Here is a 14,526-nt window from a genome sequence, read left to right as displayed (position 1 = left end):
TCAGGCTTGCTGGGTATAGGTGTAGTAACCGTAGGCGCCGCTGTCATAGGGCGACGTGGACGCCTTGCGTTTCACGGCATTGAGGATCACGCCCTTGAGCAGCACGCCGTTCTGCGCGAGGCGGCGCTTGGAGGCGTCGATCTGCGAGCTGGTGCTGAGGCCGAAGCGGGCCACGAGCAGATTGGTGCCGGCCTGCTGCGCGACCAGCACCGCGTCGGTGACGGCCAGTACCGGGGGCGTATCGATGACGATGAAGTCGTACAGCCGCTCGGCCTCCTTCAGCAGGCGCGAGAAGTTTTCATGCATCAGCAGCTCGGACGGGTTCGGCGCGGAGAAACCGGCGGAGATGAAGTGCAGGTTCTTCACCTCGGTGCGGTTGGTGATCTCCGCCAGGCTCAGGCCACTGGCCAGGGCGTCCGACAGACCATTGCGCGGCGCCATGCCGAACAGCGTGTGCAGGTAGCCGCGACGCATGTCCGCGTCGATCAGCAGCACGCGCTGACCGGTCTGCGCGATCACCGCGGCGAGGTTGCTGGAGACGAACGACTTGCCCACCGCAGGCGTCGGGCTGGTGATCATCAGCACCTTGTTGCGTGCTTCGAGCATGGCGAACTTGAGGCTGGTGCGCAGGCTGCGCAGTGATTCGACGGCCAGGTCGGTCGGCTCGGTCAGGCTGAGCAGGCGAGTCTTGCCGTCGCGTGCCTTGCGGCGGCGGTTCAGTTGTTCCTGCGACGGGCTGTATGGCAGGCCGGCATAGACCGGTACACCGAGCTTCTCGATCACGTCCGGGCTTTCAACGCCGCGGTAGAAGGCCTGGCGCAGCAGGATCACGGCGGCCGATACCAGCAGCCCGACGAAAATGGCCAGCGCCACCACCAGCGGCCGAACCGGCTTGGATGGCTTCTCGGTCATCGAGTAGGCGTTGTCGATGATGCGCACGTTGCCGATGGTGCCGGCGCGCAGGATGTCTTGCTCCTGTGCCTGGTTCATCAGCAGCGTGTAGGTCTGGGTCGTGACTTCCATGTCACGTTGGAGGCGTAGCAACTCCTGCTGCGTCATGGGGAGGGCGTCGACCTTCTTCAGCAGCTGTGCCTTTTGCGCCTGCAGCTCGTTCATCTGGGTGATCAGCGTGCGATAGGTCGGGTGCTCGCGGGTATAGAGGCGGTCGTACTCCACGCGCTTGAGCGACAGTTCGGATATCTGCGTTTCCAGCGCGACGATCTGGTCCAGCACGCCCTTGGTCTCGATGCTGATATCCACCGACTTGGAGCTGGTCTGGTAGGCATTCAGCGCGGCTTCGGCCTTCTCCAGCTCCTTGCGTACCTGAGGTAGTTGAGAGCGCAGGAAGTCCAGGCGCTGGGCCGCCTCGGCGGAGCTGCGTTGGATGTTCTGGCTGACGTACAGACGGCTGATTTCGTCCAGCACGCGGCTGGCCAGCTGCGGGTCGGGATCTTCCAGCGACATGTAGATGATCCCCGAGTCCTTGCCGGCCTCGCCGACTTTCAGGCGATCCTGGTAGTCCAGCGCAGTCGTCTGCGGGCGATTTCTGACCAGCCTGAACTCGGTGCCCGGACGAGCCTCGAGTTCGGCGATCTGCACCTTGAAGCCCTGGGTTTCCACGGCCTGGTTGACCTGGCCGCGGAGGATCAGCTGCTCCTCGTCGTCATACAGGCTGTAGTTACCGGCCGTGCCGGCTACCAGGGTGAGGTCCATGCCCAGATAGGCCTCGGGTACGTCGAGCTGGAAGACGTCGAGCTTCTCGCCGCCCCAGGCAAAGGCGGTCAGCCCGAACAGGGGCTTGGCCAGCGCGCCGTCGGTTGCCGGGTCATGCTGACGGGCCATGTAGCCGCCGATCAGCGGAAACTGCCGCGGCTTGGCGACGATGTAGAGCTTGAGTTCCTCGACGGCCTTGCCGAGCACTGCGCGGGATTTCAGCAGGGAAATTTCGGTGACCGCCTGGGAAACCGAGTCCGGGCGGGGGGATATTTCCGGTATGCCGGTAATGGCGGCCTTCTTCGGCTCGATCTGGATCATCGCGGTGGCCTGGTAGATCGGCGTGGCGATGAGGGCGTAGAGCACGCCGAGCACGGTGAACAACCCGGTGATGGCGATGATCAACGCCTTGTGGTCGTAGGCCGTGCGCATGATGCCGGCCAGGTCGATGCGATTGTCCGCATCGTATTCCAGTGAAGAGCGGGTCAGGGCAGTCATTGGGAGTCCTTCCTCATGGTGCGTGTATGCAAGATGGCGGTTGGGCTGATCAGCTCCTGGCCAGCCGTGGAGTCAGCCTGCGCAGCAGGTTGAGCGAGATGTTCTGGGCGATGGTCGAGAGTGCCTGGAGCTTGCTGAATGGCGAGACCAGCGAGAGGCACTCGCCGAAGACCTGGACCAGGAAATACTCGTAGAGCGCGTTGTTGCCGATGCGGTGGTAGTAGCGCGCCAGGCAGTAGTGCGCGTGCATGGCCATATGAATGCGCTGCTTGCTCGAGCGCATGGAGAAGATTCCGCCTTCGTGCACGCGGTATGCGGCCGGGCTGATCTCGGCCATGAACTTGCCCTTGCCGTAGGCGCCGAGCAGCGACCACCAGCAGATATCCAGCACTTCCACGCCCAGCAGCTCAGGCGGCAGTTCCTGGATCAGGTTGCGGAAGCACACCGTGAGCGTGGAGATCGGGCGGCCCTGCATCAGTTCGAGGGCGGTGGCGTCCTTGCGCAGCTTTCCGGTGAGCTGCGGGCTCTGGATGATGCCCTTGCTGTTGAACATGAAAGCGTCGTGGTAGGTGATGACGTAGTCACGATGCTGTTCGAGGAAATCCACCTGCTGTTGCAGCTTGCTGGGGTCGGTCCAGTAGTCGTCGCCCTCGCAGTAGGCGATGTACTTGCCGGCCGCACGGGCGAACAGCCGCGTGCTGAACGGCACTCCGAGGCTGAACTGGTTCTGCGTCTGGTAGATCGGTTTGATGATGCTGGGATAGCGCGCCGCGTAGTCGGCGACGATCGCGGCGGTGGTGTCGGTCGAGGCGTCGTCGTGGACGATCACCTCGAAGGGGAAATCCGTTTCCTGCTGGAGAAAGCTCTCCAGCGTCTTCCGAATGAAGGACGCATGATTGTAGGTGAGGCAGACGATGCTCAGCAGCGGTTCGGTCTTGCCGCCCCAGCGCTCAATCAAGGCTTGCTCGCTCTTCAATTCCATTTTTGGATGCTCGCTTGGTGATGAGTAGATAAAGCTTGTTGACCAGTGACTTCGAGCTGGCGGCCACCAGCAGCAGGCAGACCGCCCCGCTCGTGGCCAGCGCCAGCAGGATGTCGAAGCGGTTGTCGCTGACGATTGCCTCGAACAGGGGCGCGCCGATGAGCAGCCCGAGAACGGTCGTGGCGGTGATACGCAGCATCTCGCCCATCCAGACGCCGTTGAGCCTGGGGGCGAAGCGTCGATGCACCACGGGCGGCCAGATCAGGAACGTCGCCAGCCGCAGGAAGAACCACGCCAGTGCCGCGCCGTAGGCGCCGTGCACCAGCGCTGCGTAAATCACGATCGGCATGCTGATCGCCGTCGAAATGACGCTGTACCAGATGTGCAGACGTAGCTGGCCGTAGGCGTACTGCAGGTAGAACTGGAACGCGCCCACCGCCATCAGCGCACTGCCTGGCACGTACCAGAACAGCAGGCGCTCGCTCCACTGGGCGGCGGCCTGGTCGCCGGTCCAGGCGAATATCAGTGCCTGTCCGTGCCAGGCGATCACTGCAGCCAGGGGAAACAGCACGCTGCAGACGAAGCGGCTGGCGTTCAGGTAGAGCCGCTCCATGTCGGCGATTCGCCCTTCGGCCACCAGCATGGTCATGCGCGGCAGAATGGTCTGCACCAGCGGGTTGGTCAGCGTCATGATTCCGGTGGTAATCAGCGCCACCAGCGAGAAATAGCCGTACTCCTTGAGCAGGAGCACCTTGGAAAGCAGCACCTTGTCCAGCTGGGTCAGGGCGATCCACAGCAACGAGGTGAAGCACATGCCGCCGGCGAACGGCAGCACCGGCCGCACGACCTTCCAGTCGATCCCGGCCAGCAGCCCGGGCCCGGAGAGCTGTACATAGGCCTTGCTGGCGAAGGCGAAGGTTTCCACCAGCGCGACCGCGGTCTGGAACAGGAAGAAGTCCAGTGGCTCCTTCGACACGTAGGCGACCAGGAACAGCCCGCCGAAGTAGCGCAGTGTGGCGATCAGCATGTTCGCCGCATTCAGCCAGCCGTGCAGTTCCACGCCCTGCAGGCCGCTCTTGTACAGCGTCGCGTAAAGGCGCAGGCCGATCATCAGCCCCATCAGGCTGATGCAGTTCATGATGGTCCCGGTGCTCAGCTCGCGTGCCTGCAACCAGGTCTCGGCGATCCAGCCGCTGGCCAGGTAGATGGTCAGGCAGGCGAGCAGGGCGATCGGCAGCAACAGCAGCTCGAACGAGCGCAGCAGGCGACCGGCAGGGCCGCGGCCTGCGGCGAGGTCGCCCTGCCCACGGTAGTGTGCGACCTGCCGCACCAGCGCCGGCGACATCCCTGCATCGAGCAATTGCAGCCAGGCCTGCAGCACGGCGAAAAAGCCGATCAGTCCGTACGCCTCCGCGCCCAGGTGGCCCAGATAGAACGGCAGAATCAGGATGCCGATCAGCAGGGCATAGGCCTGGCCGAGGTAATTCAGGCTGGTGTTGCGGATCACCGATAACCGCTTGGGATCAGACATGAGCTGTGGTCGCCCTCGAACTTCAGGAGATGTGCTTGTACTCGGCAGTAGCCATCTGGTCTGCGCCGAGCAGTCCGAAGGCATCGGCGAAGGGCTGGAACAGGGTCCGGCTAGATTCGGTGCTGTGGATCGATTCCTGGATCAGCGTCTGCACGACCTTTTCCTGCACCTTGCGCGGCAGGCCGGGATAGATCGGCAGGCACAGCACCTTGCGGCTCAGCGCCCGTGATCGGGTCTGCGGAACCTGCGGCTGCAGGTGCTCCAGCGTGTCCAGGGACGGATAGAAGTAGCGCCGTGGATTGATGCCATTCGCATTGAGCTGGCCGCGGCAGCGCAGCAGCTGGGACTCGTCGGCCAGCGCAACGGGGAAATAGCTGTAGTTGCACCGCGAATCCGGCTGCGGCCGCTGCAGCTCGAAATGCTCGCCCAGGCGCCGTTCGTAGCGCTGGCCGATCTCCGCTCGGCATTCGAGGATCATCTCGATGTCATCGAGCACGCACATGCCCATGGCGGCGGAAAACTCGTTGAGCTTGGCGTTGATGCCGATGCCGTCGATCTGATCGGTGTCGACGATGCCGAAGTTGCAGAGCAGGCGAACCCGCGCGGCCAGTTCGTCATCGTTGGTGACGATGGCACCGCCTTCGATAGTGTGGAACAGCTTCGTGGCGTGAAAACTCAGGGTGCTGATATCGCCCCAGTTGTAGACCGACCGGCCCTTGTGCAAGACGCCGAAGGCATGGGCGCCGTCATAGACGACCTTCAGGTTGTGCTTGCGCGCGATCTGTTCGATGCGCTCCACATCGCAGGGGTTGCCGAATACATGAGTCGCGACGATGGCCGAGGTGTCCCGCTGGATGTGTCGTTCGATCTGCTCCGGGTCGAGGTTCCAGGTGTTCGTATCGATATCGGCGAAGATCGGCCGGATGCCTTCCCATTGCAGCGAACTGGTGGTGGCGACGAAGCTGAACGGGGTAGTGATGGCACTGCCGGTGATGCCCAGTGCGCGATAGGCGATCTGCAGGGCAATGGTGCCGTTGTTGGTGAGAATGATGTTGCGAACGCCGAGGTAGTCCTTGAGGCGTTGTTCCAGGGCCGCCACCAGGGGTCCGTTGTTGGTGAGCCAGCCGGTGTTGTAGATGCGGTCGACATATGCCTTGAACTTGTTCTTGCTGCCCAGGTAGGACTTGGTCACGTTGATCATGGGGATTTCCTTATCGAATGGCTCGCCAGCCGGAACGGCCCGGCAAGCGAGCGGATGGGCCGAAGGTGCGCTCGCTCAGACGGGCTGTTGCTCACCCACTTCGCTGGCGCGTCTTGCTCTGCGCTGGTTGTTTCGAAGGATCAGGCGGGTCAGCAGACTCCCGGCATGCGGGTCGCCGTAATGGAAGATGGCGGTGGCGCGCAGCTTCGCCGGGTCACAGGGTTTGTTGGCGTGCAGCGAGCGATAGCCCCAGAACAGGTAGAGGTTGCCGGGGACCAATTGCAGCCGCTGCGGCCTGAGCAATCCGATGCCGATCGCACAGGTGATCAGCTTTCGGCTCAGGCGGTTTTGCAACAGCGCCTTTTCCAGCACGTTTAACAGCACGAAGTGGCGGATGGGGCGAAGGTTGGGAAACATCAGCAGATCGCCCCGTTCGTTGCCGTCCTGGGGGATTTCCACGGGCAGCAGGGCGGTGACCAGCGAGGCGTCGAAGTGGTAACAGTTCGACTCCTTGCGCCCCGTCTGCCCTTGCACGCAGCGCATCACCATGTAAATGCGATTGCTGTGTGCGGCTCGCCCGGCGCAGGCCCGGTAGACATCGGCCAGCAACTTCTGGAATTCCGGCGCGGCCCCCAGCACGGATAGCAACGAGTCTGCTACTTCCTCGCCGCCGTGGTAGGCGAAGTACTCGCCTTTATGTCGTCGAGCCTGTTCCTGTACTTGCTCGCGTAGTTGATGCAACTGAATGCTATTCAGGAAGTCGTGCAGGCAGGCAAAGCCTTGTTTGTTTATTTGCGAAGCGATGTAAGCCTGATCCTGATCTTTCAAATTATAAAAGATGGATGACACGGTCGTTCTCCCTGCGCAAAGGCTAGGTGAGGCAATGCTGATTTGAATGGAGCGGCGCTGGGCGTCGTTCAGCTTGGGCTGTAGCGGGACTGCAACTAATACGGACGGCAGGTAAACGAGGGCACGCTTAATGCGGAGGCTTTAAATTAAAGAGACAAAGCTACCGCCATCAGCCTATATAAGCTGTTGAAAAATTTTCTTGTCATATATATGCCTGGCCTGCGGGCTTGAACTGTCTGTCACCCAGGTTTCATGGGGCCTGTAGCCATTCGGGCAAAGCTACCGCACCCGGAACAGTTTTCCAGAAGCCATTTGAAAACGAGTGACAACAAGAGCCCTCGCGCTTCTACTAAAAAAGAAACGCTTAGTTCAGACAGGGGATTAAATCTTTCATCACAAAACTTGACCTGTCCTGTTGGTCTTAAACTGCTCTGTGACGTATTGCTCCCTGGTGCGAATAGATATCCGTCATAATGTGAAACAAGTCAAGCGGGCAAGCCAAAAATTTGTTATGGCGGCTGCGTGGGTGGCGCTCAGCGAGTCTAACTTATTGACCGGAAAAGGTTTGCGTCCCGCAAGAGCGAAAAGAAGCGCTATCAGCTAACGTTATATAAAAAAGCGATAATTAGATGCGCGCTGAATAGTCAACCCGGGGTGTATGATGCAGTTGTATAAAGATACAGGGTGTTATTCCGAGTGCATCAAGCAACTATTTGCCTGAAGGTTTAATTCCGTGCGTCGATTCGGAGAAGGAGGTCCGTGGCGAAGAAAGGAGCAGATAGAAATCGAGCTTGATAGGCAAAACGAAAAAGGGGCCACTCTTTCGAGTGGCCCCTTTTTCTGAGGTGGTTGCGGGAGCCGGATTTGAACCGACGACCTTCGGGTTATGAGCCCGACGAGCTACCAGACTGCTCCATCCCGCGTCTGTGGGGGCGCATTCTACAGCCCGGAGAGGCGATGTCAATCACCTGGGCTGAAAAAAGCTTTTTTCTTCAAATGCTTAGCAGTGCCATGGCTTGCGGTGTGCAATCTGGAACAGCGCCATAACAAAAAAGGCCACTCATTTGAGTGGCCTTTCGAATTGGTTGCGGGAGCCGGATTTGAACCGACGACCTTCGGGTTATGAGCCCGACGAGCTACCAGACTGCTCCATCCCGCGAGGCGCATTCTACAGCTTTGAACGCTGCTGTCACGGGTTTATTTCAAATCGCCTGGAAACCAGGCTGGCCTGCCAGGAGCGAAGGGGCAATGGGGCAGGGGAGTCAGGCGAAGCAGCGGGCCGGATGGGGCGGGGCGTCTGCCGTGGCTGGTGCCGCCGGGCGATCCGCAACATGCCCCAGAGCATGGCGAGCGCGACCGAGATCCAGCCCAGTACCATCATCGCAACTATGAGCGCAGGTTCCATCCGGTGCTTCCTCTGTGTAATCGATCATCGTCCTTGAGGTTGTGACCCCGGTGGCGAAAAGCGGTTCCGGAGCGCCATCGGTCGCCAGCCATCGCACTCAAGGCGAGGGCTGCTGCCAAACGTTCAGGCGGACGAATGCGGAGGTACCGGTTATGCGTATTCCAACGACGTTGCTGCTCGCGCTACTCGCTTCCACGGCGGGCGCACAGAGCCTGGAGCTGCCTTTCGCTGGGGTGCCCGTGGCGCAGAACACTGGCGCGCCGGATCGCGGTGCAGCCGGTAACGGTTCGATGGGCATCGGCAGCGGCGTAGAGCATCTCGACGAAGCTGAGCGCACCGATCAGGGCGGTTCCAGGCAGCCATCTGGCGAGCAGCTGGATGATTCGGCCGAGCCCGGTCATGGTGGCAATGAAACCGAGATGGAACATCGCCGTCGGCCGAAGCTGGAGAGGCGCAGCGATTAGCGGCTCTCAACCATCAGGAGGTTTCCATGAAATCGATAATTGCCTCAGTGGCTGCACTGGTTCTGCTCAGCTCAGCCGGTGCGTTCGCGGAGTCGTCGGATAAGCAGCACGGCGACGCTCGAGCTTCCGGAGCCGCGGAGGACGCGGTGGATACCATGCCTGCGTCCCCGGAAGAACGCGGCGGCTCCGATGGCGAAAAGGATTCCAGCGGCCAGCGCGACAGCGATCTGGGCACCATGGGCACCGGCAATACCGGAACGACGGGTGGCATGGGCGCGACTACCGGGACCGATTCCATCGGCGGAACCATAGAGGAATAGGTCGGCCAGCTAGCGCCGATTCATAAAGGCGCGACGCATCCGTACAATGCCGGCCTTTTCATCATGTAGTGACCGGTATGCAGATTGCTTTGGCACCCATGGAGGGGCTGGTCGACGAAATCCTCCGGGACGTCCTTACCCGAATGGGCGGCGTCGACTGGTGCGTGACCGAATTCATCCGCGTGTCTGATCGCCTATTGCCGCAGAGCAGCTTCGGCAAGCTCGCCCCGGAGTTGAAGAACGGTGCGCTCACTCGCGCGGGCACACTGGTGCGCGTTCAGTTGCTGGGTTCCGACCCGATCTGCTTGGCGGACAATGCCGCTTTTGCCTGCACGCTCGGGGCACCGGCCATCGACCTCAACTTCGGCTGCCCGGCCAAGACCGTCAACAAATCCCGTGGCGGTGCGGTGCTGCTGAAGGAGCCGGAGCTGCTGCATGCGATTCTCTGTGAAGTACGCAGAGCCGTGCCGGCGCATATCCCGGTAACCGCCAAGATGCGCCTCGGCTTCGACAGCCCGGACGGCGCACTCGATTGCGCCCGCGCGCTGGTGGCTGGCGGGGCAGAGCAGTTGGTGGTGCACGCACGAACGAAGGTCGAAGGCTACAAGCCGCCTGCGCATTGGGAGTGGGTCGCGCGGGTGCAGGAGGTTGTGCCGGTGCCCGTCTATGCCAATGGCGATATCTGGTCGCTGGAGGACTGGCGCCGCTGCCGTGAGGTCAGCGGGGCAGAGGACATCATGCTGGGGCGCGGGCTGGTTTCACGTCCGGACCTGGCCCGGCAGATCGCTGCGGCTAAAGCCGGCCAGCAGATCGCGCCGATGAGCTGGGAGGAATTCCGACCCGTGCTGCTGGATTTCTGGCAGCAAGCGCGGGGAAAGATCGCGCCGCGTTATGCGCCGGGTCGGCTCAAGCAGTGGCTGGCCCTGCTGACTCGCAATTATCCGGAGGCGGTGGCGCTGTTCGCCGAGCTGCGCCGGGAAAACGATTGCGCGCGGATCGATGCGATGCTCGGCGTCGATACGCGCGAATTGCGTGCCGCCGCATTGGCCTGAGCCGAATCAACGCCCACCGGCTACATCCAGTAGCGCTCCGCTGGTATAGCTGGCCTGTTCGCTGGCGAGCCAGAGGATGGCTTCGGCGATTTCCTCGGCTTGCCCGCCGCGCCCCATCGGCACACTTGCCTTGACCCGCTCGACACGATCCGGCTCGCCCCCGGCGGCGTGGATATCGGTATGGATCACGCCCGGGCGCACCGCATTGACCCTGATGCCTTCGCTGGCGACCTCTTTGGCCAGGCCCAGGGTCATGCTGTCGATGGCGCCCTTGGCGGCCGCGTAGTCGATGTATTCGCCTGGTGCGCCGAGGCGGGCGGCCACCGAAGACAGGTTGACGATGGCGCCGCCCCTGCCGCCATGGCGCGTCGACATCCGCTTGATCGCCTCGCGTGCGCACAGGAAGCTGCCGATCACGTTGGCGCCCAGTACGCGGGTCCAGCGCGCCGCATCCATCTGTTCCAGGCGCATCTGCTGCTCGAGCATGCCGGCGTTGTTGACCAGCACGTCCAGCCGGCCGAACTCCCGGTCGATGGCTTCGAACATGTGCAGCACCTGGGTCTCGTCAGCGACGTCGGTCTGTACGGCGATCGCTGTTACGCCCAGGCCGCGGACCTGCTCGAGCACCGCGTTCGCGGCATCCGCGCGCTGGTGATAGTTCAGGCACAAGGCATAGCCCTGTTGCGCCGCCAGTCGTGCAGTGGCGGCGCCGATGCCGCGGCTGGCGCCTGTGATCAGCATGACTCTGGACATGTGCTACCTCTCGTCGCCTGGCTCGTTTGCGGCCTCTTGAAATCCGTTTTTCGGTACCTATCTACGGCTCAGCGGGATGCCGAAGTCGGGTCCCGCCCGTTTCAACTCGCTGATTTCAGGAGGTTTATCATGAGTTCATTCCCCATGGCCCCTCTGTTCCGGCAATCCGTGGGCTTCGATCGCTTCAACGACCTGTTCGAGTCGGCCTTGCGTAACGACACCGGCAGCTCGTACCCGCCCTACAACATCGAGAAGCACGGCGACGATCAGTATCGCATCGTGGTGGCTGCCGCCGGTTTCCAGGAGTCCGACCTCGATCTGCAGGTAGAGCGTAGCGTACTCACCATCACTGGCGGCCGCCGCGAGAACGAGGCGGAGAACGTCACCTACCTGCACCAGGGCATCGCCCAGCGGGCGTTCAAGCTGTCGTTCCGTCTGGCCGATCACATCGAAGTGAAGGGCGCAGCGCTTAATAGCGGCCTGCTCCACATCGATCTGGTCCGGGTCGTGCCGGAAGAGGCCAAGCCCAAGCGCATCCCGATCAATGCCGACCAGCGACCCGCGCTGGAGGGTTGATCCGCTGACAGGAGAAGGGCGCCGCATGGCGCCCTTTTTCATTCTAGCCAGTCAGTCGCGTTCGGCATCCAGCAGCGCCATGAAGGCCCTGGCCGCGTTGGACAGGGTGCGTTCCCTGTGCAGGATGTAGCCGAGCTCTCGTGTCAGCTGGACACCCGGCAAGGGTAGGCTGACCACCTGTTCGTCCAGCATGCGACGTGGCAGCACGCTCCAGGCGATGCCGATGGAGACCATCATCTTGATCGTCTCCATGTAATTGGTGCTCATGGTGATGTTGGGTGTGAGTCCCTCGCGCTCGAACAGGCGCTGGGCGATGTGGTGGGTAAATGTATTGCCGCCCGGGAATACCGCCGGATGGCCGGCGACGTCCGCCAGGGTGATATCCGCCTTGCTGGCCAACGGATGCTCGGGCGCGACGACGAAATCCAGTGGATCGTCCCAGACCTTCACCGCCAGCACCGGTTCGGCGGTCTGTGGCGCCAGGGTGATCACCGCCAGCTCGGCACGGCCGTGCAGTACCTCGTCATAGGCCACTTCCGAATCGAGAAAACGGATGTCCAGGCTGACCTGCGGGTGCGCGCGGGTAAAGGCGCGCAACAGAGGCGGCAGCCGATGCAGGCCGATGTGATGGCTGGTCGCCAAGCTCAGCCGTCCGCCAATATCGCCGTTGAGGTTGGTCAAGGCACGGCGGGTGTCGTCCAGTACATTCAGGATCTGGTAGGCGCGGGGGAGCAGGGCGCGGCCAGCTTCGGTGAGACTGACGTCGCGGCCCAGCCGATCGAACAGGCGCACATCCAGCTGCGCTTCCAGCGCGGCGATGCGCTTGCTCACCGCCGGCTGGGTCAGGTGGAGGCGTTCGGCGGCCAGGGAAAAGCTGCGGGTTTCCGCGACTGCGATAAAGGCGTTCAGGTTGGCGAGATCCATGGAAGACTTCCGGATGGTTGTGAATTCCAGTCAGGAATGCATCGGATGAAAAATATGAATTTGAGTAATTCAATGCAAGCCCCTAGCATCGACCCCATAAGCGCAAGGGCTATTCGCCCCGCATAGAAAGCAGATGAGGAAAAGTCCGATGGCCGGCAAGACGCTCTACGACAAGCTCTGGGAAATGCACGAGGTGAAACGTCGCGATGATGGTTCGTCGCTGATCTACATCGACCGTCACATCCTCCACGAAGTGACGTCGCCGCAGGCCTTCGAAGGGCTGCGCCTGGCCAATCGCAAGCCGTGGCGCATCGACGCCAACATCGCCACCCCGGACCACAACGTGCCGACCACCAAGGGCGAGCGCCAGGGTGGTCTGGAGGCCATTGCCGACGAGGTTTCGCGCATTCAGGTGCAGACGCTGGACGAGAACTGCGACGATTTCGGCATCCTCGAATTCAAGATGAACGACGTGCGTCAGGGCATCGTCCACGTGATCGGCCCGGAGCAGGGCGCGACATTGCCGGGCATGACCGTGGTTTGCGGTGACTCGCACACTTCCACCCACGGCGCCTTCGGTGCGCTGGCCCACGGTATCGGCACCTCCGAGGTCGAGCATGTGCTCGCCACCCAGTGCCTGGTGGCCAAGAAGATGAAGAACATGCAGGTGCGCGTCGAAGGCAAACTGCCGTTCGGCGTCACCGCCAAGGACATCGTGCTCGCCGTAATCGGCAAGATCGGTACCGCCGGTGGCAATGGCCATGCACTGGAATTTGCCGGCAGCGCGATTCGCGACCTGTCCATGGAGGGTCGCATGACCATCTGCAACATGGCCATCGAGGCGGGCGCCCGCGTGGGCATGGTCGCCGTGGACGAGAAGACCATCGCCTACGTCGAAGGGCGGCCTTACGCCCCGAAGGGTGCCGATTGGGACAAGGCCGTGAAGCTGTGGCAGGACCTGGTTTCTGACGACGACGCGGTGTTCGACACCATCGTTGAACTCAAGGCCGAGGACATCAAGCCGCAGGTCAGCTGGGGCACCTCGCCGGAAATGGTACTGGCTGTCGATCAGAACGTGCCGGACCCGGCCGTAGAGGCCGACCCGGTGAAGAAGGATTCCATCACCCGCGCGCTGAAGTACATGGGCCTGCAGGCCAATCAGGCCATTACCGACATTCGTCTGGATCGCGTGTTTATCGGTTCGTGCACCAACTCGCGGATCGAGGATCTGCGCGCCGCAGCCGAAGTCGCCAAGGGGCGGAAGGTCGCCGCGAACGTCAAGCAGGCGCTGGTGGTGCCGGGCTCGGGCCTGGTCAAGCAGCAGGCCGAGGCCGAAGGGCTGGACAAGATCTTCATCGAGGCCGGCTTCGAATGGCGCGAGCCGGGCTGCTCCATGTGCCTGGCGATGAACCCGGACAAGCTTGGCAGCGGCGAGCATTGCGCCTCGACCTCCAACCGCAACTTCGAAGGCCGCCAGGGTGCGGGCGGGCGTACCCACCTGGTCAGCCCGGCGATGGCTGCTGCCGCAGCGGTTACCGGCCACTTCATCGACGTACGCGAATTGATCCAGGCCTGAGGAGACGAGACATGAAAGCCTTTACCCAACACACCGGCCTGGTCTGCCCACTCGATCGCGCCAATGTCGACACCGACCAGATCATTCCGAAGCAATTCTTGAAGTCGATCAAGCGCACCGGCTTCGGTCCCAACCTGTTCGACGAGTGGCGCTATTTGGATGTCGGTCAGCCGAACCAGGATTGCTCGCAGCGTCCGCTGAACAAGGACTTCGTGCTGAACTTCCCGCGTTATCAGGGCGCCAGCGTATTGCTGGCCCGCGAGAACTTTGGCTGTGGCTCCTCCCGTGAGCATGCGCCGTGGGCGCTGGACGAATACGGCTTCCGCGCCATCATCGCGCCGAGCTTCGCCGACATCTTCTACAACAACAGCTTCAAGAACGGCCTGTTGCCGATCGTGCTGAAAGAAGAGGAGGTGGACGAGCTGTTCCAGCAGGCCGAGGCGACGGAAGGCTACCAGCTGACCGTCGATCTGGCTGCGCAGACGGTTACCCGTCCGGACGGCAAGCAATACGGCTTCGAGGTCGATGCCTTCCGCAAGCACTGTCTGCTCAATGGTCTGGACGATATCGGTCTGACCCTGCAGGACGCCGAGGCGATCAAGGCCTTCGAAGTTCGCCACCAGCAGAGCCAGCCTTGGTTGTTCGGCGCGATCAAGTAGTCTGTACGACAAGCAGGGTGGGG

13 protein-coding genes and 2 tRNA genes are annotated in these 14,526 nt (G+C 62.1%); 6 read left to right on the top strand and 9 right to left on the bottom strand.

The features are described from left to right. The 7 genes from P5703_RS12495 to P5703_RS12465 form a co-directional block, all read right to left on the bottom strand. Positions 1–2,211 (bottom strand): polysaccharide biosynthesis tyrosine autokinase, encoded by a 2,211-nt coding sequence (locus P5703_RS12495; protein ID WP_285587155.1) that lies wholly within the window; start codon positions 2,209–2,211, stop codon positions 1–3. Positions 2,212–2,260: 49 nt separating this feature from the next. Beyond that, positions 2,261–3,193: a glycosyltransferase family 2 protein gene (locus P5703_RS12490; protein WP_011912915.1), complete on the bottom strand. Its 933-nt coding sequence runs from the start codon at positions 3,191–3,193 to the stop codon at positions 2,261–2,263. Then, positions 3,162–4,724 (bottom strand): lipopolysaccharide biosynthesis protein, encoded by a 1,563-nt coding sequence (locus P5703_RS12485; protein WP_285587153.1) that lies wholly within the window; start codon positions 4,722–4,724, stop codon positions 3,162–3,164. Before P5703_RS12485 ends, P5703_RS12490 begins: the two co-directional genes overlap by 32 nt. A gap of 22 nt (positions 4,725–4,746) precedes the next feature. Further along, positions 4,747–5,925 (bottom strand): DegT/DnrJ/EryC1/StrS family aminotransferase, encoded by a 1,179-nt coding sequence (locus P5703_RS12480; protein ID WP_285587150.1) that lies wholly within the window; start codon positions 5,923–5,925, stop codon positions 4,747–4,749. A 75-nt stretch (positions 5,926–6,000) separates the two neighbouring features. Then, positions 6,001–6,774, bottom strand: a complete 774-nt coding sequence (locus P5703_RS12475) for a hypothetical protein (RefSeq protein WP_285587147.1) — start codon at positions 6,772–6,774, stop codon at positions 6,001–6,003. 846 nt (positions 6,775–7,620) lie between these two features. Next, positions 7,621–7,697: transfer RNA gene (locus P5703_RS12470), tRNA-Met, on the bottom strand. A gap of 159 nt (positions 7,698–7,856) precedes the next feature. Then, positions 7,857–7,933: transfer RNA gene (locus P5703_RS12465), tRNA-Met, on the bottom strand. Positions 7,934–8,331: 398 nt separating this feature from the next. Between P5703_RS12465 and P5703_RS12460 the strand changes: the two genes are divergently transcribed. The 3 genes from P5703_RS12460 (at position 8,332) to P5703_RS12450 (ending at position 10,015) form a co-directional block, all read left to right on the top strand. Then, entirely contained in the window at positions 8,332–8,643 is a 312-nt protein-coding gene (locus tag P5703_RS12460) for a hypothetical protein (RefSeq protein ID WP_285587144.1), read from the top strand. Between the two features lie 26 nt (positions 8,644–8,669). After that, a complete protein-coding gene (locus P5703_RS12455) occupies positions 8,670–8,963 on the top strand; it encodes a hypothetical protein (protein WP_068507164.1) in 294 nt (97 codons plus the stop codon). A gap of 77 nt (positions 8,964–9,040) precedes the next feature. Beyond that, complete coding sequence (locus P5703_RS12450; RefSeq protein ID WP_285590189.1) at positions 9,041–10,015, top strand: tRNA dihydrouridine synthase; 975 nt, start codon at positions 9,041–9,043, stop codon at positions 10,013–10,015. 6 nt (positions 10,016–10,021) lie between these two features. Here the strand turns inward: P5703_RS12450 and P5703_RS12445 are convergent, their stop codons facing one another. Further along, complete coding sequence (locus tag P5703_RS12445; RefSeq protein ID WP_285587137.1) at positions 10,022–10,768, bottom strand: SDR family oxidoreductase; 747 nt, start codon at positions 10,766–10,768, stop codon at positions 10,022–10,024. Between the two features lie 129 nt (positions 10,769–10,897). Between P5703_RS12445 and P5703_RS12440 the strand changes: the two genes are divergently transcribed. Then, the gene (locus P5703_RS12440) at positions 10,898–11,344 is read left to right on the top strand and encodes an Hsp20 family protein (RefSeq protein WP_011912923.1); all 447 of its coding nucleotides are present in this window, start codon (positions 10,898–10,900) and stop codon (positions 11,342–11,344) included. A gap of 51 nt (positions 11,345–11,395) precedes the next feature. Here P5703_RS12440 and P5703_RS12435 read toward each other — a convergent pair whose 3' ends face one another. Then, a complete protein-coding gene (locus tag P5703_RS12435; protein WP_285587136.1) occupies positions 11,396–12,268 on the bottom strand; it encodes a LysR family transcriptional regulator in 873 nt (290 codons plus the stop codon). 148 nt (positions 12,269–12,416) lie between these two features. Between P5703_RS12435 and leuC the strand changes: the two genes are divergently transcribed. Continuing rightward, a complete protein-coding gene (gene leuC, locus P5703_RS12430; RefSeq protein WP_011912925.1) occupies positions 12,417–13,844 on the top strand; it encodes a 3-isopropylmalate dehydratase large subunit in 1,428 nt (475 codons plus the stop codon). Positions 13,845–13,855: 11 nt separating this feature from the next. Continuing rightward, positions 13,856–14,503: a 3-isopropylmalate dehydratase small subunit gene (gene leuD, locus P5703_RS12425; RefSeq protein ID WP_045157824.1), complete on the top strand. Its 648-nt coding sequence runs from the start codon at positions 13,856–13,858 to the stop codon at positions 14,501–14,503. Positions 14,504–14,526 lie beyond the last annotated feature (23 nt).

The sequence above is a fragment of the Stutzerimonas sp. FeSN7 genome (assembly GCF_030263795.1).
GTDB lineage: Bacteria > Pseudomonadota > Gammaproteobacteria > Pseudomonadales > Pseudomonadaceae > Stutzerimonas > Stutzerimonas stutzeri.
The sequence above is the reverse complement of the archived record's forward strand: the minus strand, read 5'-3'. Positions and strand labels throughout refer to the sequence as shown.